At 60.8% G+C, this 23947-nt stretch carries 23 protein-coding genes; 17 read left to right on the top strand and 6 right to left on the bottom strand.

The genetic code is table 11. From position 1 onward, the window contains the following. The first annotated feature begins 1 nt into the window (after position 1). The 4 genes from Q4B98_RS04295 to Q4B98_RS04280 all read left to right on the top strand — a co-directional run bounded on the left by Q4B98_RS04295 (position 2) and on the right by Q4B98_RS04280 (position 3172). The gene (locus tag Q4B98_RS04295; protein WP_303195864.1) at positions 2-463 is read left to right on the top strand and encodes a heat shock protein transcriptional repressor HspR; all 462 of its coding nucleotides are present in this window, start codon (positions 2-4) and stop codon (positions 461-463) included. Between the two features lie 67 nt (positions 464-530). After that, on the top strand, positions 531-1253 hold the full coding sequence (budA, locus tag Q4B98_RS04290; protein ID WP_303195862.1) for an acetolactate decarboxylase: 723 nt from the start codon (positions 531-533) through the stop codon (positions 1251-1253). A gap of 85 nt (positions 1254-1338) precedes the next feature. After that, entirely contained in the window at positions 1339-1494 is a 156-nt protein-coding gene (locus tag Q4B98_RS04285; protein WP_303196149.1) for a hypothetical protein, read from the top strand. Positions 1495-1594: 100 nt separating this feature from the next. After that, positions 1595-3172 carry an aspartate:alanine exchanger family transporter gene (locus tag Q4B98_RS04280; RefSeq protein ID WP_303195860.1) on the top strand — a complete coding sequence of 526 codons (1578 nt, stop codon included), beginning with the start codon at positions 1595-1597 and terminating at the stop codon, positions 3170-3172. A gap of 68 nt (positions 3173-3240) precedes the next feature. Here Q4B98_RS04280 and Q4B98_RS04275 read toward each other — a convergent pair whose 3' ends face one another. The 5 genes from Q4B98_RS04275 to Q4B98_RS04255 form a co-directional block, all read right to left on the bottom strand. Continuing rightward, the gene (locus Q4B98_RS04275) at positions 3241-4611 is read right to left on the bottom strand and encodes an amino acid permease (RefSeq protein ID WP_303195858.1); all 1371 of its coding nucleotides are present in this window, start codon (positions 4609-4611) and stop codon (positions 3241-3243) included. 138 nt (positions 4612-4749) lie between these two features. Then, positions 4750-7167: an ABC transporter permease gene (locus Q4B98_RS04270; protein WP_303195857.1), complete on the bottom strand. Its 2418-nt coding sequence runs from the start codon at positions 7165-7167 to the stop codon at positions 4750-4752. Continuing rightward, complete coding sequence (locus Q4B98_RS04265; RefSeq protein WP_368492303.1) at positions 7164-7901, bottom strand: ABC transporter ATP-binding protein; 738 nt, start codon at positions 7899-7901, stop codon at positions 7164-7166. Before Q4B98_RS04265 ends, Q4B98_RS04270 begins: the two co-directional genes overlap by 4 nt. Positions 7902-8066: 165 nt before the next feature. Next, on the bottom strand, positions 8067-8735 hold the full coding sequence (locus Q4B98_RS04260; protein WP_303195855.1) for a response regulator transcription factor: 669 nt from the start codon (positions 8733-8735) through the stop codon (positions 8067-8069). A gap of 25 nt (positions 8736-8760) precedes the next feature. Beyond that, positions 8761-9951 carry a sensor histidine kinase gene (locus Q4B98_RS04255; protein WP_303196111.1) on the bottom strand — a complete coding sequence of 397 codons (1191 nt, stop codon included), beginning with the start codon at positions 9949-9951 and terminating at the stop codon, positions 8761-8763. 264 nt (positions 9952-10215) lie between these two features. Here Q4B98_RS04255 and Q4B98_RS04250 point away from each other — a divergent pair, with 264 nt between their 5' ends. The 11 genes from Q4B98_RS04250 to Q4B98_RS04200 all read left to right on the top strand — a co-directional run bounded on the left by Q4B98_RS04250 (position 10216) and on the right by Q4B98_RS04200 (position 21691). After that, positions 10216-11400, top strand: coding sequence for an Nramp family divalent metal transporter (locus Q4B98_RS04250; RefSeq protein ID WP_303196110.1), 1185 nt, complete (start codon positions 10216-10218; stop codon positions 11398-11400). Positions 11401-11459: 59 nt separating this feature from the next. Then, the gene (locus Q4B98_RS04245; RefSeq protein ID WP_303195853.1) at positions 11460-11975 is read left to right on the top strand and encodes a flavin reductase family protein; all 516 of its coding nucleotides are present in this window, start codon (positions 11460-11462) and stop codon (positions 11973-11975) included. 29 nt (positions 11976-12004) lie between these two features. Further along, entirely contained in the window at positions 12005-12949 is a 945-nt protein-coding gene (locus Q4B98_RS04240) for a fructose bisphosphate aldolase (protein ID WP_303196109.1), read from the top strand. 201 nt (positions 12950-13150) lie between these two features. Then, complete coding sequence (locus tag Q4B98_RS04235; RefSeq protein WP_303195850.1) at positions 13151-13900, top strand: HAD-IIB family hydrolase; 750 nt, start codon at positions 13151-13153, stop codon at positions 13898-13900. A 290-nt stretch (positions 13901-14190) separates the two neighbouring features. Then, on the top strand, positions 14191-14745 hold the full coding sequence (locus Q4B98_RS04230) for a carbohydrate ABC transporter permease (RefSeq protein WP_303195848.1): 555 nt from the start codon (positions 14191-14193) through the stop codon (positions 14743-14745). Then, the gene (locus Q4B98_RS04225; protein WP_303196108.1) at positions 14675-15082 is read left to right on the top strand and encodes an extracellular solute-binding protein; all 408 of its coding nucleotides are present in this window, start codon (positions 14675-14677) and stop codon (positions 15080-15082) included. Before Q4B98_RS04230 ends, Q4B98_RS04225 begins: the two co-directional genes overlap by 71 nt. A gap of 323 nt (positions 15083-15405) precedes the next feature. Further along, the gene (gene clpB / locus Q4B98_RS04220) at positions 15406-17979 is read left to right on the top strand and encodes an ATP-dependent chaperone ClpB (protein ID WP_303195847.1); all 2574 of its coding nucleotides are present in this window, start codon (positions 15406-15408) and stop codon (positions 17977-17979) included. 234 nt (positions 17980-18213) lie between these two features. After that, positions 18214-19641, top strand: coding sequence for an MFS transporter (locus Q4B98_RS04215; protein ID WP_303196107.1), 1428 nt, complete (start codon positions 18214-18216; stop codon positions 19639-19641). A gap of 99 nt (positions 19642-19740) precedes the next feature. Continuing rightward, on the top strand, positions 19741-20292 hold the full coding sequence (locus Q4B98_RS04210) for a glycine betaine ABC transporter substrate-binding protein (RefSeq protein WP_303195846.1): 552 nt from the start codon (positions 19741-19743) through the stop codon (positions 20290-20292). An 11-nt stretch (positions 20293-20303) separates the two neighbouring features. After that, entirely contained in the window at positions 20304-21107 is an 804-nt protein-coding gene (locus tag Q4B98_RS04205; protein ID WP_303196106.1) for a spermidine synthase, read from the top strand. A 98-nt stretch (positions 21108-21205) separates the two neighbouring features. Next, positions 21206-21691 carry a hypothetical protein gene (locus Q4B98_RS04200; RefSeq protein WP_303196105.1) on the top strand — a complete coding sequence of 162 codons (486 nt, stop codon included), beginning with the start codon at positions 21206-21208 and terminating at the stop codon, positions 21689-21691. Between the two features lie 120 nt (positions 21692-21811). Here Q4B98_RS04200 and Q4B98_RS04195 read toward each other — a convergent pair whose 3' ends face one another. After that, entirely contained in the window at positions 21812-22540 is a 729-nt protein-coding gene (locus Q4B98_RS04195; protein WP_303195845.1) for a DedA family protein, read from the bottom strand. A gap of 113 nt (positions 22541-22653) precedes the next feature. On the opposite strand from Q4B98_RS04195, the gene Q4B98_RS04190 reads away from it, so the two are divergent. Together Q4B98_RS04190 and Q4B98_RS04185 are read left to right on the top strand one after the other, a co-directional pair. After that, a complete protein-coding gene (locus Q4B98_RS04190) occupies positions 22654-23250 on the top strand; it encodes a TrmH family RNA methyltransferase (RefSeq protein ID WP_303195843.1) in 597 nt (198 codons plus the stop codon). Between the two features lie 140 nt (positions 23251-23390). Then, positions 23391-23867, top strand: a complete 477-nt coding sequence (locus Q4B98_RS04185) for a hypothetical protein (protein ID WP_303196104.1) — start codon at positions 23391-23393, stop codon at positions 23865-23867. Positions 23868-23947 lie beyond the last annotated feature (80 nt).

Here is a 23947-nt window from a genome sequence, read left to right as displayed (position 1 = left end):
GATGGTGCGGCGCAGCCGGGAACTGTCGGATGCTGTCGACTTGGCGGTGATCGATAAGGACGCCGCCATCTTCCCTATTTCGGTGGCTGCTGAGCTTGCCGGGATGCACCCGCAGACCTTGCGCACCTATGACCGGCTTGGATTGGTCGTCCCGGAGCGCACTCGCGGACGGGGGCGTCGGTACTCCATGCGTGACGTCGCCTCGCTGCGGATGGTTCAGCATCTGTCGCAGGATGAGGGGATCAACCTCAATGGCATTCGACGTATCCTCCAGATGGAGCGTCGTATCGAACAGCTGTCAGACCAGGTTCAGCAGCTCACCGAGACCGTGCGGGGAATGCAGGCGGCCCGGTTCCACGGCAGGGCGGACCCGAGGGTATTCACCGCCGAGTCCACTGGGCGGGTCCACATGGGCAGGACGGTTGTCCACGCTCAGTTGGCATTACCCGCTCATCGCGGTTGACGGCGTGGGTGAGAGGGCGGCGAGGACGGTCCGCCGTGGGTTGACTCGGGACCCGTAGGATGATGGTGTGAATAGGCACGAGTTCTTCCAGACCAGCCTGATATCTTCCCTGATGGATGGGGTGTACGAGGACGAGCTGACGATCGGTGAGTTGCTGTCCCACGGGTCGTTTGGCCTGGGGACATTCAATGCCCTCGATGGCGAGATGGTTATTCTTGACGGCCACTGCTACCAGCTGCGCGGTGATGGGACGAGCCGCCCGGCACCGTTGGGGGCCAAGACGCCCTACGCGACGGTGACGGATTTCGTTCCCTCTCATCGGCTGGAAGTGCGCTCCCCGGTTACCCGTGCCGAGATCTCCAAGCTCATCGACAAGGTGCTTCCCAGCGCCAATTACATGTATGCCCTGCGGATCACGGGGCATGTCGACTGGGTGACGACGAGGACCGTCGTTCAGCAATCGAAGCCGTACCGACCGATGGTGGAAGCCACTGACGGCGAGGAAATCGTGCGTACAGAGGATGTCAGCGGGTCGTTCGCCGGGTTCCGGACCCCGGTGTACCAGCAGGGGATCTCGGTGCCGGGTTGCCACGTGCATTTCATCACAGAGGCTCGGGACCACGGCGGTCACGTCGTTGACTTCCAGCTGGGGAGTGGACTGGTCGAGGTCTGCGTCGGGACAGACCTGCGACTGAGGTTGCCTATTAGCACTGAGTTCGCCCATGCAGAGTTGGCCCCGGAGGATCTTGCGATCCAGGTCGCCAAGACCGAGCACACGGCAGGGGAGTGACGCCTGTTTTCGGCTGTCCCCGGCGTTTTCCCGCAGTTCTCGGCACCGTCACCCCACGGGTTCCCTCACAGCTACCTGCTACCTGATGATGTGTGTGCCCCGGTGCTGCGCAGCTGGCCACAGTGGCGCAACTGCACAAATCTGGCGCAACTGCCCGGGAGAGCTGAAGGACGTCAAGAGCGGTATCGAGGAGTTGGAGTCCCACCAGGGCAACCCGATCCGTATCCTCGTCCAGCCCTGAACCAAGGTCTTACAATTCAAGGGTTTGTTCCCATCCGGGTCTGCTGCGACGGCGCATTCTGCTGCCGAGGCGGGATCGCCGGTACGGCGTCAGGAGTTTTATGACAGTGCTGACCGACTTTCTCGCCACACACCAACTGCTGACGATCCTCATCGTCCTGGCCGCTGGCGCTCTGCTAGGTCAGATCAAGTTCGGTCCGCTGAGGTTTGGTGCGGCCGGAGCACTCTTCATGGGGCTTGTCGTGGGTGCCCTCGACCCGCGTCTCGGCCAGGACCTGGGGATGATTAAGGGTTTCGGTGTCGTACTGTTCTGTTACACCGTCGGTCTGGCCGCCGGGTCTACCTTCCTGTCGGATCTCAAACGCCAGTGGAGTCTCATGCTCGCTGGTGTGGTTGGTCTGGCTGCCATGGCTGCCGCAGGGCTTGGACTAGGGCGATTACTCGGACTGAGTCCGGCTCACGTTGCTGGTCTGTACGCCGGCGTCCTCACCTCGCCAGCCATTGATGCCGCGTCAACGGCAACACATGGGGCTGGCGACACCCTCGTCGGCTATGCGCTGTCTTACCCGGTCGGCGTCATTGTTGCGCTCATCATGGTGGCCTTCGTTGCCAAGCGGCGTTGGCCGGCCAGCAAGGACAACACCTCGATGGCCGAGGCTGGGCTGACAGCGACATCCACCTTCGTTGACCAGGAAACTTCCATCCGCGAGACCCCTGGCTTTAGCGACGACCAGATTCGTATGTCCTACCTGCTGCGGGACGGCGAGATGCGGCTGGCTGCCCCTGACGACGACCTGCACGTTGGTGACCAGGTCCTCGTCGTCGGTAATCCTGACGACGTGAACCGTGCCGTAGAGCACCTCGGGCATGTCTCGGATCGCACCCTCACTGACGAACGCCACGAAATCGATTTTCGCCGTTTCTTGGTGTCCAACCCGGCCTTGGTGGGTCGGACTCTCGGCAGTATCGACGTGCGCGGGCGTACCAGTGGCAAGGTGACGCGGGTGCGTCGTGGCGACCTCGACATGCTGGCCCGCGACGACATCGTTTTGCAGCCAGGGGACCGCGTGCTGTGTGTGGTGCCGGCCAATCGTCTCTCCGACGCTGCCGACCTCTTCGGTGATTCCGAAGCCCGCGTCTCTCAGGTTGACGCCCTATCCCTGGGGCTCGGCGCTGCCCTCGGTTTGTTGCTTGGTGCCCTGATGGTGGCCCTGCCTGGCGGTCTGCAGTTCGAGTTGGGAACCGCTGCCGGACCGCTCGTCATGGGGATGATTCTGGGGTCAGTTCACCGGACCGGCCCGTTGCGCTGGCAACTGCCTCATGCCACGAACGCGATTTTGCGTCAGCTGGGGCTCATGATTTTCCTGGCTTGCGTCGGGTTGACGTCGGGTCCGGCTTTCTTGTCCCAGGCCATCAGCTGGACGGGTCTGGCCGTCGTCGGCGTCTCTGGCATCACCCTCGTTCTCGGCGGCGCGATCGTCATCGCTGCAGCGTGGTTCATGAAACTGTCGGCCCAGCGCGCTACCGGTGCTTTTGCCGGTTTCGTTGGGCAGCCAGCCATCCTGGGCTACGCCAACTCCCTGGTCAACGACGAGCGTATTGAGTCGGCCTACGGTGCCCTTTTTGCGCTGGGAACCATCGTCAAGATCATGCTGGTGCAGGTCATCGTCCTGGTGTGAGGTTTTTTGACTACCAGAGAGGGCCGGTCGAGTTCACGCCCGACCGGCCCCCATCGCGCGAGTTCAGATCATGCGGAAGTACGAGACTGCTTGCGGTGACGCGACAGCCACCATCCCAAGGTCAAAACGGCCAGCCATATTGGGCCAATCGCCACAGCGACGCGGTACGGCGGCATGATCGTCATGACGACGACCATGAGTACCAAGAAGGCCAGCACGATCCAGTTGGTGACCGGGGCTCCGGGCATCGTGAAGTGCAACTCGGCCCGAACCTCGGGAGCCAGACGGCGACGGAAGAGCATTTGGGTGACGATAATTGTCGCCCAGTTGATGATGGCGGCGATCGTGGCGATCGACATGATGTACATGAACGCCTGTTCCGGCAATAAGCCGACGATGATAACCGCAATGGCCGTCACTGCGCTGGAGACCAGCACGCCAACCCACGGGGAACCAGCCTTGTTGACCTTGCCGAGAACCTTGGGGGCGTCACCTTGGTGAGCCAGGGCATGAAGCATTCGACCGTTGGCGTAGAGCCCGGAGTTATAAGCCGATATTGCTGCGGTGAGCACGACGAGGTTGAGAATGGCAGCCGCGCCGGGGATTCCCACAAGGTCGAAAATCTGCACAAAGGGGCTGGCAGTGCCGTCGATCCTGGTCCACGGGACGATAGCCAGCATGACGATCAGGGCACCGACGTAGAAGATGAGGATTCGGCCGACGACTTGGTTGATGGCCTTCGGAATGGAACGCTGCGGGTTCTCGGCCTCGCCAGCAGTGATACCGATGAGCTCGGTGCCGCCAAAGGAGAACATGACGACGATGATTCCGGCAAGTGTCCCGGTGACGCCGTGAGGCATGAATCCGCCGTTGCGCCACATATTGCTCAGTCCCGTCGCCGGGGTGGAGGAGGTCCCGAAGAGGATGATCCACAAACCCAGGACGATCATCGCAACGATCGCGACCACCTTGATGATTGCGAACCAGAATTCCACCTCGCCATAAGCCCGCACGTGAAGCAGGTTGACGGTGGTGACGATGACAAGGAGGACCGCCGCTGACAGCCAGCGTGGCACCCCCGGGAACCAGTAGTTGATGTAGATCCCGACCACCGACAGCTCGGCCATCGACACGAAGATGTAGTTGAACCAGTAATTCCATCCGGAGATGAATCCGGGCAGATCCCCCCACCATCGGTGCGCGTATTCACTGAAAGCACCCGAGGTCGGGTGATGAACGCTCATTTCACCGAGGGCACGCATGATGAGGTAGATCACCACGCCACCCACCAGGTAACTCATGACGATGGCAGGGCCGGCGGCGGAGATCGAGTCGGCAGCTCCGTAGAACAGGCCGGTTCCGATGGCACCGCCTAAGGCGATGAGCTGGATGTGTCGGTTTCGCAGACTGCGGTGCAGCTGCTGGCTGGGTTCGGTCACGGCGGTGAGTTTAGGGGGTGGACACTACCCAGCGCTCTTGTCTCAGTGTCCCCTAGTCAGCCCAACGCCTCACTGCTGCTTTTTCGGTGATCTACCCGTCCAGCAGCAGCGAGGCGTGGCGTCAGTTACGTCACGGTGTCACTCCTCGGCGAGGGCAACTGCAGGACGAATCTTGGCTCCCCGACGACCAGGTATCACGGAGGCCAGCCATCCGGCCACCATCGCGACGGCGGCCACGGCAACCATCTGCAGCCATGGCACAGTCGTCTGGACAGTCATGATCGAGCCAAAGAGGGCGTGGGATCCGGCAATGCCGTACCCGATTCCCAAGGCGATACCAACAATCGCGGCGATACCCGAGAGCATGAGCGCCTCCGTGCCAAACATTGACCTCACCTGGGAACGGGTCAGCCCGAGGGCGCGCAGTAGTCCGATCTCGCGGGTTCGTTCCACCACCGACAGACCAAGGGTGTTGGCAACACCAACCATTGCGATGATGACCGAAATCACCAGCAGACCAACCACCGTGCCGAGCAACATAGTGATGATCTTGTCCATCTGGGCCTTCTGATCCGCCACCGATGTAACTGTCACTCCCTGATGGGCCGACATCGCCTTGGCCAAGGCCTGGGTGGCTTTGGACTGGTCGGTGCCATCCTGGTAGCGGACCTGCAATTGGGTGGGCTTGACCTGGGGAGTCAGCTGGGCCATAACGTCCTGGGTGACGACGATGCCCTGCGAATCCTGGCTGACTAAGGTCAGGTTGACCTTGTTTCCGTTGACGGTGACAGTGATCTTCTCTCCATCAGACACGCCAGGAACAGAACCCACAGCGTGAGTGTCGTCAAGCCCCTCGGTGGCTGATTCATCACGAACAACCTTGGGGAACTCCGGTGACACACCCCTAATCCAGGCCTTGGTGGCGTCACCGCCGCCTTCAACAATCCCGCTGGCCCACGCCACGGTGGCGACATCGGAAACTCCTTCGGTCTCCTTGACGTCGGTAATAGTCGCCTCGTCGAGTGGGCCTTGAGCCTGCACGACCGCGTCAACGGGGAATTGACCATTCATGGCCTTGTCGATGGAGGCACGTCCGGTGGCAGCTCCTGTTGCGACGGTGGCGATGAGGGTGACGCCGATGAGCAGGGCTGAGGCGGTAGCTGTAGTACGGCGCGGATTGCGCTGGGTGTTCTCGACGGCCATTTCTCCCGGAATCCCGCCGAGGCGGGTGGCCCTGATGACTCGGCTCAGTCCGCCAATGATGGTGGGCGCCAGCATGAGCACCCCGGCGAAGCTGATGAACCCGCCGGCAACTCCGCACAGCACGGCGACATTAGTCTTCATGTCGGCTGTGGCGCAGACGACGACAAGGGTTGCGCCGGCGACGAAGAACAGAGTTCCGACCACGATACGGACCCGCCCGATCGCCCGAGTGGGCGTCTCAGTCATGGGTTGCAGAGCCGCGACGGGGGAAACCTTGGTGGCGTGGCGTGCCGGTCGCAGGGCAGCCAGGGTCGTCACTGTCACCCCGACGACGATCGGGACGAGGCAGGACAGTGCCGTGACGCTGACGGTAATGTCACTCGCGGAGCCCGTCGAGATGACGCCCAGGATCATGAGCTTGGTGACGCCAACACCCAGAGCGGTTCCTGCGATTGATCCGATGAGGCCGGTGGTCAGTGCCTCCCCCAGCACACTGCGACGCACCTGTTTGCGGGTAGCGCCGATACAACGGGCCAAAGCCAGAGTGCGAGTGCGCTGGGCGACGAGGATGGTGAAGGTGTTGACGATCACCATCGCCGCAACGGCTAGGGCGATGACAGCGAAGGCACCCATGAAGGTCATCATGGCTGCAAGTCCCTGAGACGCTTGCTTGGCCTGATAGGCCCGCTCGTCGTCAGCAGTGCGGACCGTTGCGGTGACACCGGCTGCTGCAGAAACGTCTTTGAGAACCTGTTCGGCGGGGCGATCAGAGTTCACGTACAGAACGTCGGCCCCGGACTCGCCGCTGATATTGGCCAGGGTCGTGGCAGGGAGGTAGATCTCTGCCGAGGTGGGACTGTCCGTGGTACGAGCATTCGGATTGAGCACACCTACCACGGTGAGGTCGGTGGATTTCGCGTTCGCCTGGGAGGTAGTGCTGACAGTGATCCGAGAGCCAATCGTGGCATTGTTGTTCGCAGTGATCTGGTTGACGGCTACCTCGTTCGGCCGGGACGGAGCGCGTCCTTTGACCATGTCGGGATGGGGCGGAACCAGATGGCCGGACACATATGCCGACTGCCCGCCGTCGGTGCGCTGCAGGAAGACGTCACGGGTGGCCTCCACCGAGGTGACCCCATCGACCGTGGCAATTTTGTCGGCGGTGTTCTGGGAGATGGGCTTCCCGTCATCCTTGGGGGTCACCACTACGGCGGCGTCTCCGACGGCAGCAGCCTGGGCACGTAATGTGGCAGCCTTGATCGAATCCATCAGCATGAGGGCGCTCGCCATGAAGGCCACCCCGATAATGACGGCGACCATCGTGGGTATCAGACGACGACGTTCATGAATCATGCCTGCTCCCCCTGCCTGTGGGTGTTGGACACCTGGCCATCAGTCACGGTGATAATGTCGTCGGCCCGGCTGGCGGCATCACGGTCGTGAGTGACCATGACGACGCTCTGGCCAAGGTCGTCGACGCAGTGGCGCAGGAAGGCGAGTAGGTCGTCGCTGGCGTGTGAGTCCAGGGCACCGGTGGGCTCGTCAGCGACGATGACGTCAGGGCGGGTCATCAGGGCGCGGGCGACGGCGACGCGCTGCTGCTGGCCACCGGACAGCTCCGAAGGCTTGTGTCGGAGACGCTCGGTGAGGCCGAGCATTCCGGTGATGTGATCGAACCACTCTTTGTCGACCTTGCGGTGGGACAACCGCAAGGGCAGCGTGATGTTGTCGGCCGCCGTCATCGTCGGCATGAGGTTGAAAGACTGGAACACGAACCCGACGTGATCGCGGCGTAGCTGGGTGAGCGCGTCGTCGTCAAGATGAGTGATCTCAGTGTCGCCAATCCATACCCGCCCCGAGGTGGGGGAGTCCAGACCCGTCATGCAGTGCAGCAGGGTTGACTTGCCCGACCCAGAAGCTCCCATGATGGCGGTGAAGCGCTCAGCTGGGATGTTGAGGGTCACCGAGCGCAGCGCCCGCACGGCGGTGGCTCCGGAACCGTAGGTTTTCGTGAGGTCAACGGTACGGACCGCACTGGGGATCGTCGTTGAGGACGTGGCTGGCACGGCCATCACTGAGGCAGACATGAGAACTCCTGTGTCGAGGTTCACTAACAGCAGTGACGCTATGAGTGTTTTCCCTCGTCACACATCAGTCTCGGGTGTGGTTCCTCTTCTCCTACCGCAGGAGGATTGCGTCCCTCCCCAGGAGGAGTGTGTCCCTCCCCAGCTGGGGGGTTTCCTGACTGAAGGTCAACGTCCGGGTCGAACTAGCCCGGCTTCATATGCGGTGATGACCATGGAGACCCGGTCGCGCAGGCCAAGCTTGGACAAGATGTGCCCGACGTGGGTCTTCACTGTCGTCTCGGCGACATAGAGCCGCTCGGCGATCTCGGCATTCGTCAGTCCCTCGCCAACGCAGGTGAGCACCTCGCGCTCCCGGTCGGACAGGGACTCGACGAGTGTGGGGTCTGTCATGGGCGCAGCATTCTGACGAGGGATGAAGCGTTCGATGAGGCGTCGAGTGGCCGACGGGGCGACGACAGAGTCGCCGTTTCGGACTGCTCGGATGGCGGCCAGTAGTTCGGTTGGGCCAGCGTCCTTGAGCATGAATCCGGACGCCCCAGCCCGCAGCGCGGCATGGACATACTCGTCAAGGTCGAAGGTCGTCAGGACGAGGATTCTGGCCTCGGGATGGGTGGCCATGATCTTTTCAGTGGCTCCCAACCCGTCGAGGATGGGCATTCGAATATCCATGAGGACGACATCGGGCGACAGCTCGTTGACGAGGGTGACCGCCTCGGCACCGTTGTTGGCTTCCCCGACGACGGACATATCGGGCTGGGCGTCGAGGACCAGGCGGAATCCGGCACGGACCATCTGCTGGTCATCGGCCAGGAGAAGCCGTATCGGGTCGGGCATGGCGGGGTCCTTAGAATCGAAGTGGTCAATGAGTGGGAATGACGGCGTGGACGCGGAATCCATGGTCCGGACGACTTCCCACCTCAAGGGTGCCACCCCAGACGGACACTCGCTCGCGCATTCCGGCAAGGCCATGGCCGGCACCGTCGGCCCTCTCGATACCGTGCACACCGGCACCGCAGCCGTCATCGAGGATTTCCAAGGTCACGTCGTCGGGATGATGGCTGATGATGACCTGGGTATTGGCGGCCGGGCCGCCGTGCTTGAGGACGTTGGTGAGAGCTTCCTGGACAATGCGGTAACACGCCAGTGCGCCACCTTGGGAAAGGGGTTCGTGACATCCGGGGTCCCCCTCGATCGTCAGGCTGATGGACAGCGCGCCCCTCATCTCCTCGACAAGACGGGGAATGTCATCAAGCCCCTGAGTGGGTGCTAGCTCGGGGGCGGAGCTGTCGTCGCGCAGCACACCGACAAGGTGCCGGGTTTCGTCGAGGGCGTGGCGGGCCGTCGTGGCAATGGTGTCGAGAGCCTGGCCGCTGGCTGCTAGGCGCGTCTGGACATCACCAAGCTCGTCATGGTGGGCGAGGTAGGAGCCACCGTCAGCCTGTACCACGATGACCGACAACGAATGGGCGACGATGTCGTGCATATCCCGTGCGATCCTGGCACGTTCTTCCTGAGCAGCCAACCGAATGCTTTGGTCCCGCTCGCGTTCCAGGTCAATGGCTCGCTGGCGCAGCGCCTCCACGGTTTGACGACGATCATGTGCCGCGCTTCCTGCGAACCAGGCCGTCAAGCAACACCCCATGCATCCGAGCGCGATAATGCTGGCGCGCACCAAATTCTCCCGGGTATCCAGACCGTACAAGGGGGCAAATCCCCAGCTCACACCTGCCGCGATCGGTGCCACGAAGCACAGCGATAGCCAGAAACTGCGCCGTGGTCTTTCGGTTTTCGATGAGAGTTGGTACAGGATTATCGGCACCAGACCGTTTTGGGGCCACGGTTCGACTGCCATCGCAAGCTCGATGAGGTGCGAGATGACTAGTACCGACGCCGTGATTTCCGGCTTCGATCGTGCCCAGACCCAGGAGACCGCGACCGCGAGGATCAGCACGACAATCCACACCTCGCGGGCGGTGAGGTGGTCCCGGGAGACCCAAGGCGGTACGCCGACGATGACGACGCTGAAGGCGAACACCGAGTCGAGGATCATGGGACGGGCGCGCAACCACCGGTAGCCACGACGGAGTCGTCCTGGGGGACGACGCGCGGGGACGGAGGTGCTGCTCACCCTCTTGACCCTACGGCCACAACGAATGAGCCACATCCTTCTGTCGGTGGATTCTGCAATGGTTCAGCACGTGTGATGACTCGGTTCGTGTCGAAACTGTGCGCGTTAGCCGTGGCATTTTAGCGAGGTTGTTGTCCAAGGGGCCATGATTGCGATGTGCAGAACCGTTCCCGACTGATACGCCTGATGGGCCCAGCCTTTGTTGCTGCCGTGGCGTACGTCGATCCCGGGAACGTTGCTGCGAACCTGTCGGCGGGGGCCGGTTATGGCTACTTGCTGGTGTGGGTGCTTGTGATAGCCAACGTCATGGCAATGCTGGTGCAGTATCTGTCAGCCAAGCTGGGGTTGGTCACGGGGCAGTCCCTCCCGGAACTTGTTGGAGAAGCCTTGCCACGTCGAGGCAGCCGGTTGGCCTTTTGGTTTCAGGCTGAGTTGGTCGCGGCTGCGACGGATTTGGCTGAGGTCATCGGCGGGGCAGTGGCCTTGCAGCTGCTCTTCGGGCTGCCTCTGCTTGCCGGAGGTCTCATCACAGGTGCGGCGTCGCTGGTGATTCTGGCAATCCCGTCTCGTCATGGCCAGCGCACCTTCGAGATCGTCATCATCGGAATGCTCGTCATCATCACCATTGGTTTCACAGCTGGTTTGGCGTTTTCGCCGGTGTCGTGGAGCGGAGTTGCCTCCGGCTTGGTGCCAAAGTTCGAGGGCAGCGAGACTGTCATGTTGGCCACATCCATGCTGGGTGCCACGGTCATGCCACACGCGGTCTATATGCATTCCTCGCTCGTGCGAGATCGCCACGGTGTGAATGAGCGTCCAGGCCGGATCACGAGGCTGCTCAAAGCGACACGGTGGGATGTCGCGGTGTCCCTGGTGCTGGCTGGGTCGGTCAACATTGCGATGTTGTTGTTGGCTGCGGCAAGTCTGCAAGGAGTCGAAGGAATTGACGGTATCGCCGAGGCCCATGCGGCTATCAGCGATTCGCTGGGTCAGGCAATCGGGGTCATCTTTGCTGTTGGGCTGCTCGCGTCGGGTTTGGCCTCGACGTCGGTGGGTGCCTACGCCGGAGCCGAGATTATGGCGGGGCTGCTCCATATGCGAGTGCCGATGCTGGTACGGCGTCTGGTGACAATCATCCCGGCTCTCGTTTTGTTGGCGTCAGGGGCGAATCCGACGAGAGCCCTCGTCTTCAGCCAGGTTCTCTTGAGCATGGGGCTGCCGCTGGCTCTCGTTCCGCTGGCACGGTTTACAGGGGACCGGCGGCTGATGGGTCAGTGGGCGAATGGCCGCCTCATGAGGGTCATTGCGTGGACGGTAGTGGTTACGGTGTCGGCCCTCAACGTTGTCCTCGTTGTCGCGACACTCATGGGGTAAGTGATCTCTGAGTGAAATTGTCTGGCGTCATCCGCGAGAATGGTGACACACTCAGTGGGGTGACGGGGAACACCACTGACGAATTGGGCAGTGATCTGGACGGGTTGGGCAGTGATCTGGCGACCGCTTTCCGTGGACATCCTGCCGGCGTGGCTATTTTGACGACGATGGGTGCCGCCGGACCGGAGGGGTTGACGGTATCTTCCTTGGCGTCGGTATCGATCACGCCAGCCGTCGTCTCGGTGTCTTTGGGTAACGGCTCGACAACTTTGGCGGCTTTGGATGAGGGGTCGCGCGTCATCGTCCATATGCTTGACGCGGACCGAATTGATGTGGCAGACGCTTTTGCGGCACCGGGCACGGACCACTTCGCCGGAACCGAGTGGATACCCAGCAGTGAAGGAGCCCCTCAGCTCACAATTCCAGGTCCCGTTTTGCATGGCTTTGTCCAGACGATGACTGACACTGGATCTGCCACGCTCATCGCCATCACGGTTGACCGGATCACCATTGGAAATCGTCGCGCTCCCGGGCTGGTGAGGATGGCGCGAGGGTGGCACGAAATACCTCGCTAGGGCTTTTTTGGCCCACTTTTGCGAGTACGTTGGAAGATGCCATCGAAGTCGAAGGAGATGTCGCTATGACAGCTACTGACGCGCATACCCAACAGACTGAGCGTATGGGAACTGCGCCCGGATTCATTGCCGCTCTGGACCAGTCTGGCGGTTCCACCCCGAAGGCCCTCAAGGCGTATGGGGTCGAGCCTGAGGTCTATGGTGATGACAAGGACAAAATGTTCGATTTGGTCCATGAGATGCGGACCAGGATCATCACCAGCCCATCGTTCACCAGCGACCATATTCTTGCCGCGATCCTGTTTGAGATGACCATGGATCGTGAGATCGAGGGAATGCCCACCGGCGATTTCCTGTGGCAGAAGAAGGGAATCGTCCCGTTCCTCAAGATTGACAAGGGCTTGGCTGACGAGGAATCCCACGTCCGCGTCATGAAGCCGATACCCGGTCTTGATGAGCTACTTCATCGCGCCGTCGAGGAGAAGCACATCTTCGGCACCAAGGAGCGTTCCGTCATCCTTGACGACGACAAAGATGGCATTAAGAAGATCGTCGATCAGCAGTTCGAGCTTGGTGAGCAGGTCCGCGCCGCTGGGCTGGTCCCGATTCTTGAGCCCGAGGTCGACATCCACGCCCCGAATAAGCAGAAGGCGGAGGAGAGGCTGCACAATCTCATCCGGGAGCACATTGATTCTCTGCCCCTGGACGCCAAGATCATGTTGAAGCTGACGATCCCGACGACTGACGACCTGTACGCGGATTTCATCGCAGATCCGAAGGTTCTTCGCGTCGTCGCTCTGTCCGGCGGTTATTCCCGTGATGAGGCCAATGAGAAGCTGGCCCGCAACCATGGACTGATCGCGAGCTTCTCGCGTGCTCTGGCTGAGGGACTGAGCCACGATCAGTCTCAGCGGGAGTTCGACGAGACCCTCCACAGCTCCATCGATTCGATTTACGCTGCTTCGGTGTCCTGACCCTTCGTCGTGCGACGGACCCGTGAGGAAACTCGCGGGTCCGTTGTCGTACCTGGTTTTCGGAGATGCCTGTTTTTCGGAGGTGCTCGGGGTTTTCAGTTGCGCCAACTATTCTCACTTGCGCTCTTAGGGGGTACGCAACGACGTTTGCTGCAACGTTGGGGGCGGTAAGGAGGCCCCTCCGCCTTGTATAGTCTCCCCGTGTTTCCCAAACTTGTTGCGTTCGATCTTGACGGCACTTTGGCCCCCTCCAAGTCCCGCCTCCGGGAGCCGATGGCGCATATCCTCGCGCGTCTTCTGGAACGTACGAGCGTTTGCGTCATCTCCGGTGGCCAGTTTGGTCAGTTCCGTGTTCAGGTCGTCAAGGCGCTGGAGGACGTCAACGCCATCCATTTGGACCGTCTGCACCTGCTCCCGGCCTGCGGCACTCAGTATTACCGCCGCGTTGGGGACGAATGGCAACGTATTTACGTTGAGGCTCTGAGCGAGGACGAGAAGTCGCGTGCCACCGAGGCCGTTGAGGCTTCCGCCCGTGACTTGGGGTTCTGGGAGGAACACACCTGGGGACCGGTGTTGGAGGACCGCGAATCTCAGATCACCTTTTCCGCGCTCGGGCAGCAAGCCCCGGTTGACGCGAAGAAGGCATGGGACCCCAGCGGCGAGAAAAAGCTGAAACTGCGCGAGGTCGTCGCGGCGAAACTTCCAGACCTCGAAGTGCGTGCGGGCGGGTCTACCTCGATCGACATCACCCGCGTTGGCCGGGACAAGTCTTTCGGGATGGGTAGGTTGCTCGGGATGACGAATGTGGCCAAGGAGGACGTCCTTTTCTACGGCGACCGTCTCGATGAGCACGGCAACGACTACCCCGTCAAGGCCATGGGGATTCCCTGTATTGCTGTCACGGATTGGCAAGATACGGCCCAAAAAATTGAAAAACTATTGTCCGATTGACAAGGTGTGCAAAATAGGTTCTCGCCCATCAATATACCTGGGTTAATGCGCCGTGGGTTAATGGTCATGGGTAAATGTCCATGAGAAAATGTAATAGTGCCGCTTTTATCACGCGGAGGGATCATCGGCGCGACGTTCATCGGTGTGATGTCCCGATTTCCCGGTATAAGAGTTCACCTCGGGATCGTCTCCATGTCATCGGATCATTGGAGTGACGTTATCTCAGCTTCCTAACGTCCATCCCCGGTGCCGCCGTTCAGAGGGTGGCAGGAAGACCCTGAGGAGGACGTGTGAACATCGGAGTCGACGAGGCCGTGCCGATGGGTGCGACGTCGGTTGCAGTGACGGAGCTTCTGTCGCCAGATCCAGCACTGCCGGTCACGTCCGCGACGGTGACCAGCTCCGCAGCTACGCCACAGCAGGGATCGAAACGCCGCCCGAGTCGCAGAGTGCGGCGGGAGGCATTGCTCTTTTTGGCGTTTGTGGCCCCGAACGCGCTTCTCATTGCACTGTTTGTGTACCGACCGTTCTTGTTGAACATCTACTATTCGGCCCTTGACTGGACCCTCGGCTCCGCCAACGCCACCTGGGTCGGGTTGCAAAACTATGTGGAGTTCTTCACTCACGACGCCGGAACGGTCTTGACGACGACCCTTATCTTTACTGTCGCCACCGTCGGATTCTCAATGCTCATCGGATTGGGCCTGGCTCTCGTCCTCAATCGTCAGTTGCTGGGGCGAGACATCGCGCGGGCCATTCTGTCGTTCGACTCCGCTGTTCTACTACAACAAAAATCACTTCAAGGCCGCTGGTCTGCCCGACCGTGCCCCAAAGACCTGGGATGAGTGGAAAGTCTGGGCCAAGAAGCTGCAGGACGCCAAGACGGGTGCTCAGCACGCCTACCAGTTCCCGTCGGTTACTGATTACGCCGGGTGGACGCTGCAGAACATCCTGTGGGTTTACGGTGCCGGTTGGTCCAAGAAAGACTCCTTCGACGTCATTTGTGACTCCGAGACCTCCGCGTTGCTCAAGGAGAATCCGCTCATCGGCCAAGCCATCAAGCAGCTCGACGCCACCCGCCCGCAGGACTACGCCCGCGTCTTCCTACCCGGTGGCGATCAGGAGATCGCCAAGGCAATTGCCTCGGTCATTCAGCAGGGCACCGTGCTGAAACCGCCATGACCACACTGCGCTCCACCCTTGAGGACATCTACAACACCCAGGTGAAGCCTCACCTGTGATCGGAACTCCGCGCCGTACGAGTCGCACCAATGGCATTCGAGTACGGCGGTGGTTTTCCGCACGATGTGGCGGTTTTCGCCATTTTTGCCCTTAAGTTCGTCACGCTCGGTCGGGTTTCCGCATGATGTAGGGGTTTTGGGCTGGGGTGGGGGTCTTGTATCTGCCCATAGCGAAGTTGAGTCGATAGGACTCAACCTCACTTGACTGTGCTCCCTGAGGGGTCATACTTGAGTCATAGGTACTCAACTTCAGCGAGGCAAGTGATGGACACTAATCTCACCACGATGAGCCGTGACGCGGTCACTGCCGCCACCCGGCACGCGTTGGCCCACGGGAATCCGTCCGTGGAGCCTTCGCATCTTCTTCACGCACTGTTCACTATTCCGGACAACACCGTCGGTCCGCTGGTAGCCGGTCTCGGTATTGACCCGCAGCGAGTCGACTCCGTCGCTACCACGGCCATGCGTGCCCTGCCGTCGAGCTCGGGGGCCTCGGTTGCCCAGCCGCAGCTCTCCGGTGCGTTCGCCCGGGTCATCGCTGACGCGCAGAATCGTGCGGAGGCCATGGGTGATTCCTTCGTCGCCACCGAGCACCTCCTCATCTCCTTGACGGCAGTACCCTCCGACGTCCAAAGTGGTCTGGCCAATCTTGGGCTGAAGCCCGATTCCCTGGCAGCCGCGTTCAACGAGGGTCGCGGTGACCGTCGCGTCACCTCCGAGGAGTCCGAGGGCGGCGAGTCTGCCCTGGCCAAATACTCCGTTGACCTCACCGAACGTGCCCGCGCCGGCAAGCTTGACCCCGTAATTGGCCGTGACCAGGAAATCCGGCGTGTCGTTCAGGTGCTGGCGCGACGCACCAAGAACAACCCGGTCCTCATCGGTGAACCCGGAGTCGGCAAGACAGCCGTCGTCGAGGGGTTGGCTCAGCGTGTTGTCGCCGGGGATGTCCCTGACTCCCTGAAAGGTCGCCGCGTCGTCTCCCTTGATCTGTCGTCGATGGTGGCGGGTGCCAAGTACCGTGGCGAATTCGAGGAACGACTCAAGGCAGTTCTCAACGAGATCAAGGAGGCCGAGGGTCAGATCATCACCTTCATCGACGAATTGCACACTGTCGTCGGTGCCGGAGCTTCCGGCGAAGGAGCGATGGACGCTGGAAATATGCTCAAGCCCATGCTGGCTCGAGGTGAGTTGCGGATGATCGGCGCTACTACCCTCGACGAGTATCGGGAACACATCGAGAAAGACCCCGCTCTGGAGCGTCGTTTCCAGCAGGTCTTCGTCGGTGAACCCTCGGTGGAGGACACCATCGCCATCCTGCGCGGTTTGCGGGAACGTTACGAGGCCCACCACAAGGTGCGCATTACCGACGGTGCGCTGGTCGCGGCTGCCAGTCTGTCGAACCGGTACATCACCGCTCGTCAGCTTCCTGACAAGGCTATTGACCTTATTGACGAGGCAGCGTCGCGACTCCGTATGGAAATTGACTCCTCCCCGGAGGAGATCGACACTCTGCGTCGTGAAGTTGACCGTATGAAGATGGAGATTTTTGCCGTCGAAAAGGAGGAAGACCCAGCCAGCAAGCAGCGTCTGGAGAGGCTGCGCGCCGAGATGGCCGACAAGGAGGAGACCTTGCGCGGGCTCGAGAACCGGTGGGAGGCTGAGAAAACCAGCCTCAACCAGGTCGGTGAGCTCAAAACTCGCATTGACCAGCTGCGTACCACGGCTGAGAAATACCAGCGTGAGGGGGACTTCGGGAAAGCCTCTGAGATTCTGTACGGCCAGATACCGGCCTTGGAGAAGGAAGCCGAGGCCGCTCACAAGGCGGAAGAAGAAACACCTCGGATGGTCTCGGAGGAGGTCGGCACCTCTGACATTGCTGAGGTCGTCTCCTCGTGGACAGGCATTCCAGTGGGTCGGATGATGCAGGGCGAGCAGGAGAAGTTGCTGCACATGGAGCAACGCCTTCACGAACGTCTCATTGGTCAAGATCGGGCCGTCAAGACGGTCTCGGACGCGGTGCGTCGCTCCAGGGCTGGTATCTCGGACCCGAATCGTCCCACTGGCTCCTTCCTGTTCCTTGGGCCTACTGGCGTCGGTAAAACCGAGCTGGCCAAGTCGCTGGCGGAGTTCCTCTTTGACGACGAAACTGCCATGGTCCGTATCGACATGAGTGAGTACATGGAAAAGCACTCTGTCTCGCGTCTGGTCGGTGCCCCTCCGGGCTACGTCGGGTACGAGGAAGGTGGCCAGCTCACGGAGGCCGTCCGGCGACGCCCGTATTCGGTCATCCTGCTCGACGAGGTGGAGAAGGCCCATCCGGACGTCTTCAACATCCTGCTGCAGGTCCTTGACGATGGCCGCCTCACCGATGGTCAGGGACGCACGGTTGACTTCCGCAACACCATCCTGGTGCTGACGAGCAACCTCGGTAGCCAATTCCTCTCGGACCCGAAACTCGACGACGACGCCAAACATGAAGGCGTGATGAATGCTGTGCGGGCGGCATTCCGTCCGGAGTTCCTCAACCGACTGGACGACGTCGTGATGTTCGACCCGTTGTCGCGCGAGGATTTGGCCCGGATCGTCGAGACGAACCTGGCCAAGTTGAACTCGAGGCTCGCTGATCGCAGGATCACCGTCGAGACCACTGCTGCTGCGAAGGAGTGGCTCGCGACCACGGGATTCGATCCGGTTTACGGTGCCCGACCGTTGCGTCGGTTGGTGCAGACGACCATCGAGGACCAGCTGGCTCGCAAGGTGCTTGCCGGTGAAGTCGTAGAAGGCGACACCGTCACCTTTGATGTTAATGAGGGCAAAGACGGAATCGTCATTCTCTAAAAGCGAACGGAGGGTTTTGGCCGCATTGTGGCGGTTTGAAGTGGCGTTGGTGATGTCGACCAACGCCACTTTTGTTATTTTTCACACGATTGTGTGCAAGGTGTGCGTATAGCCTGCTGAAGTCATTCCACCCCACAGGAGGACACCGTGCCCAAGGCCCCAACAGCTGATCGAACGATCACGTCACTCGTTCCAGCCCGCATTGATCGGCTGCCGTGGTCGAAATTTCACACCATGGTCATCGTTGGACTCGGAACGGCATGGATTCTCGACGGTATCGAGGTCCAAATTGTTGCAGCGAATGGCTTCGCTAAACCGCTGGGAATGTCGACGGCTGAGGTCACTGCGGCAGCCACCTTCTACCTTCTCGGCCAAGTGCTCGGCGCACTGTTTTTCGGCAAACTCACCGACCGCATTGGCCGCAAGAAACTGTTCACCCTGACTCTGCTGGTGTACTTGCTGGGGTCCGGTATCGCTGGGTTGTCCTTCTCAATGTGGTTCCTTTACCTGTTTCGTTTCATCGCCGGAGCAGGTATCGGCGGGGAGTACTCGGCGATCAACTCGGCCATCGATGAACTCATCCCGGCCCGCTATCGAGGCCGAGTGGACTTGGCCGTCAACGGCACCTACTGGGGCGGCGTCATGCTCGGTTCGGTGGCGACGATCTACCTGCTTGACCCAACCAAGGTCGCGGAGTTCTGGGGCTGGCGTATCGGCTTCTTCATTGGTCCGGTCCTCGGCATTGTGCTGATCTTCATCCGCAAGCACATCCCGGAGTCCCCGCGCTGGATGCTGTCTCACGGCTACGGCAACGAGGCCGAGGCCATCGTCTCGGGAATCGAGAAGGACGTTGAGGAATCCGGTCACCAGCTGGAGCCCGTCAGTGATGACCAGGCGATCACCCTGGAACCTGAGGTACGGCGTCAAGGGCACAGGAGCTTCGCACAGTGGTGGGCGGAGTTCAAGGAGGCCGGTTCACAGCTGTTCGAGGTTTTCATCAAGCGTTACTGGAAACGCACGGTGCTGGGCGTCACCCTCATGGTCACTCAGTCCTTCCTCTACAACGCCATTTTCTTCACCTACGAGATTGTGCTGTCGAAGTTCTATGCGGTGGCCAAGTCCGATGTCGGCTTGTACATGATCCCGTTCGCTGCCGGAAATCTGCTCGGCCCGCTGCTGTTGGGGCGATTTTTCGACACCATCGGTCGGCGCAAGATGATTTTTGCTACCTATGGCATTTCGGCGCTGGTCCTCGCCACCAGCGCTGTGCTCTTCCAGCGCGACGCTTTGACCCCGACAACCCACACGGTCTTCTGGTGCGTGGCCTTTTTCTTCGCCAGCGCCGGGGCGTCCTCGGCCTATCTGACGGTTTCGGAGATCTTCCCGTTGGAGGTACGCGGTCAGGCCATCAGCTACTTCTTCTCGATCGCTCAGATTGCCGGAGCCATCGCCCCGCTGATCTTTGGCAACCTCATTGGTGACGGGTCCACTCGTGGTCCGCTGGTCGTCGGATACTTCATGGGTGCCGGCATTATGCTCGTCGGTGGCCTGGTTGCTCTGGGTATGGGAGTTGACGCGGAGGGTAAGGGTCTGGAAGCCATTACGGATCCCCTCAGCCGGGAGCGTGCCAAGAAAACCGCTGCGGTTCACGAAGCGGCGTGAGCACCGCCTCATCGGCCCCACACGAGCGGCATACGCGAATTGGTCGGAGGCGGACCTGTGTCCGCGCAGATATGTGCGTTCCAAGCGCGTGAAAGGAGAATGATGTCGCACAAGACGGTGGCCGTGGCGTTCCTAGCGGGTTTTATCGGGCTGAGCGTGGCAGGGTGCTCGGGGACAGCAGGGTTCTACAACAGCAGTGAGGACGCTGCTAACGGGTCCCGTTCCTCGGGCAGCGAGGTGACCCCGGTAGCTCACGTCGGCGCGACCCCAGACCAGAAGTGGACCCATTGCACCCCTGGATCGCATTCCGGCGACATCACCGCCATGAAATCCGACGCAAAAACCCACCTGACCATCGGGGCCTACGACGCGTATCCGGTGCGCGACCTCGACGATCCCAAGAACGCCATCTCCAATGCCGAGCTGATATACAGTTTCGGTCGGCCTGGGTTCGAGAAGGATCATCCTAAGGCCGCCCAACTCGTCCGGAACCTTGCGGTCGACGATGAGCACTTGTCGAGTTTGGAGCACCTCATCGTCGAGACCACGGACAAGGGTGGGCAGCAGGACACTGCCATCGCGGCGTGGATGAAGGACAACGCCAGGTGGGTGGATGACTGGCAGGCCGGGAAGCTGGGGGATGATCGATGACGGGGGAACCGATGAACCGCCTCATCCCGGATAGGGACACCCCGGGGGCATGGATTGTGCGCGTCGGCGGGGCCGATCAGTCATGGATTGACCCAGACGATCCCACTCGTCTGGAGTTTGACTATATGCAACGTATCGCAGACCACCTCGACCTCCATCGCCCGTCGGGGGAGAGGATGCGGGTCATTCACCTCGGCGGGGCTGGAATGTGCTTGGCACGGTATGTGGCATTCACCCGTCCCACCAGTCCGCAAATCGTCTGTGAACCTGACGTCAAGCTCACCGAGGAAGTGCGTCTCAAAGCCCCGCTTCCGCCCCGTTCTGGAATCAAGGTGCGCCCCGTTGACGGACGCTCAGGAATCGCCGCAATGCGCAAGGATTTTGCTGACGTTGTGATTGTGGACGCCTTCGACGGTGCCAGAGTGCCCGCCGATCTCGTGACCGTCGAGTTTTTCACCGATGTTTTTCGCATTCTCCATGACGACGGAATCGTCGTGGCGAATCTGGCCGATTCGGCCCCGCTGATGTGGACCAAGAGGGTAGTCAGAGCTGCTGAAGACGTCTTTACCAACGTCTGCCTGGCCGCAGAATCGTCGACCCTCAAGGGGCGTCGCTACGGCAATATCATTCTGGCTGGCTCTAATGGACCGTTACACGAGCCGGAATTGACGAGACGGTGCAGCGGTGCCGCCTTCCCGTTCCGGCTCATCACAGGAGACGCTCTAGCGAAACTCCTCGCAGACGCCACGCCCTTCCGTGATGACGATGTTGAGCCTTCCCCCGGGCCTGCGGGGGGAGCGACGTTCTTCTCCTGAGACCATCACTCGTCGGAGCGGGATGACATCATGGAAATATGGCCACATCCAGTTCTGACAGTAACCCCCAGTACGGCCATCTGCCGCCGCTGCCAAATATGCCAACAGCAATTACGGTGGCGCGGGTCATCGTCATGGGGTTCTCGGCGCTGTGGGCACTCATCATCGGCGGATTGTGGGCGGCTGGACGCAGCGAGAGTCAGACGGGGTTTGGCCCGATCTTGACGACCTTCGCCCTGGGGATGGATTCGGGCAGGTGGGTGGAATACCTGCTTATCCCGCTGGCAGGTTGTGTCCTGACGATAACGATGGGTCGAGGCCACGCGATTGACCGTTACCTATTCACAGCCCTGTCCTTACTGTGGATGTGGAAGTTGTCTCGGGCCATCGCGCTCGTCGGGGGCTTGGACCTCATGGGAGTCATGGCGGTGGCAGTGGTGCTGGCAGCGGTGTGGAGCGGTCCAGTCAACTCGTGGGTGAGGGCCATCGCAGAACGCGACAAGATTATTGCCAACCCTCCGGAACAAGGCTGGCTGGAGACGGGACAGAGCCAGCCCTGGCAGACAACGGCTCGGGGCAGATGACTTGGTAGGCAGGTCATGTGGCCTGTGGCATGGGGAAGATGGCGTCGTAGGCAGGTGACGTGGAGCGATATGGGCTCGTGAGAGTCCGGGCAGCACGGCGCTGGCTAGCCTTGCCACGTATCACTTGACGCTGGAACGTTCTGCTGACTGAGGACGGCTGGCCTGACCCTTGCGACGAGCCTTGAGCCACTCGAAGAACATCGGCAGCACCGACACCACAATGATGAGGATCAGAGCCGCCTCGAAGTTGTTGCGGATGACGGGAATCTGTCCCAGGAAGTGCCCAGCCTGAACAGCGATGAGTACCCAGAGGACGCCGCCGACAGCCGTATAGGTGATGAAGTTACGGAAGTTCATCCGGCCCACACCAGCAATCATTGTCACGAAGGTACGGACAACTGGGACGAAGCGGGCGAGAATGAGGGCCACCGACCCGTGCTTGCGGAAGAAGTCGTGAGTGGTGTCAACGTGCTTGGGTGAAAACACCTTGCCCATGAACCCTTCTCGCTCCCGGAAGAGTTTGGGTCCGACCACGTATCCAATCCAGTAACCGCAGATATTTCCCGCGATGGCGCAGATGATGAGGACAAGGTTGACGATGATGAGGGTCGTCGTGGTAGAGCCGTAATGGATTAACGGCACGGAGGAGTTGACTCCCACGGCGGTGAACATTCCCAAGGCGAAGAGCAGAGAGTCTCCGGGCATGAAGAACACGGCTAGCCCGCATTCAGCGAAGACGATCAGCGCGACGATCCACAGTGCTGCCGCACCGGCCCCCTGGATGATGGCCTGTGGGTCCATCCAGGCGGGAGTGAGCAGGGCAGGGAGGGTCATAAGGAGACTCGGCATGGAGTCAAGACTATCTTTAGTTCGTGTGTGCCCCGACCAACGATGACCTCGTAGAGGCCCCCTCGCTGCAAATCCCTGGCCAGAAAACGACCACGGTCGTAGGTGTTGGGCCTATGCCCGAACCGTGGCCTGATGACCCGAGACTTGATCCAGAACTGTTGGCGTCAGGAGATCGACGCAATGTTGTTGATCGGTATCGGTATTGGACGATGGAGGCCATTGTCGCTGACCTCGATACGCAGCGCTGTCGGCTGCACGTGGCCATTCAGAATTGGGAGCACGATTTCAACATTGGTTCAGTGGTGCGCACTGCAAATGCCTTCAACGTTGCTGGCGTGCACATCTTGGGACGGCGGCGCTGGAATCGCCGCGGCGCAATGGTGACTGATCGGTACTTGCACGTTTACCACCACCCTGATGTCCCTACCTTCCTGACATGGCTCGATGAGCATGACGTCACCCCAGTTGGTGTGGACAACCTGCCTGGATCGGTGCCTTTGGAAACGGCACAGCTCCCGCAGGACTGCTGCTTGGTCTTCGGGTCAGAAGGGCCTGGGCTGACCAACGAGGTCGTCGCAGGGTGTGACCAATTGGTCGCTATCACGCAGTACGGATCGACGCGCTCGATGAATGCCGGAGCCGCTGCCGCAATCGCGATGTACGCCTGGACGACGCAGTGGCGCGACGCGCCAAAATCACCCACCGACTGATCGAGGAAACCAAGACCCCGTAGGCTCGTCCCATGAGCACACAACCCACCGAGGATTCGGCGCACCTGGTGGTGGCATTCAATCCAGTGCCCAGTGCTTCCCGGGTTGCCCACCATTACGCGACGAGGTTCCGTCTTGCGATACAGACTCTCGGGGTTGTCATCATCGGTGGTCTGCTGTGGGGGTTGACAGCTGACGCCTTTGAACTGTCAACCCTGATGTGGATGCTTGGCGCCTGGGTGGTGTTGTTTCTGGTGCTCTTCATCATCCAGAATCTTCGACTGCACGCTGCTCGTAAGGACCTCCTCGACGTCGGGGAAGGGCCTGCTCTCATCGTCGCTCCCGGTGGTTTGAGTCTGCGACGAATGCTGCGCGCCGGTGACGACGATTCCGCCGCGCCGGACATGGATGAGATCGGCTGGAATGACGTGGCATCCATCAAGGTGGGTGGGTCGTCCATCGGCTCGGGTCCTGGCCTCGTGGTCAATGGTCACGACGGCCGCCAATGGGAGGTTCCGCTGTCGTGGCTGGATCGTCCGCCAGCTGACATTGACGCCGCAGTTTCTACAGCCTCCAAGGGTCAGGTACGTGTCGAGCAGGTGGGGGCCGCAGAGTGAGGCGCGTTGCGCAACCCCGTTGAGCGCCCCGGGGGTCTGGACTGACATCACTGGACCGAATGGGGAAGAATAGGTCTCGT

Origin of the sequence: Cutibacterium sp. (assembly GCF_030525615.1) — a bacterium.
Classification (GTDB): domain Bacteria; phylum Actinomycetota; class Actinomycetes; order Propionibacteriales; family Propionibacteriaceae; genus Cutibacterium.
The sequence above is the reverse complement of the archived record's forward strand: the minus strand, read 5'-3'. Positions and strand labels throughout refer to the sequence as shown.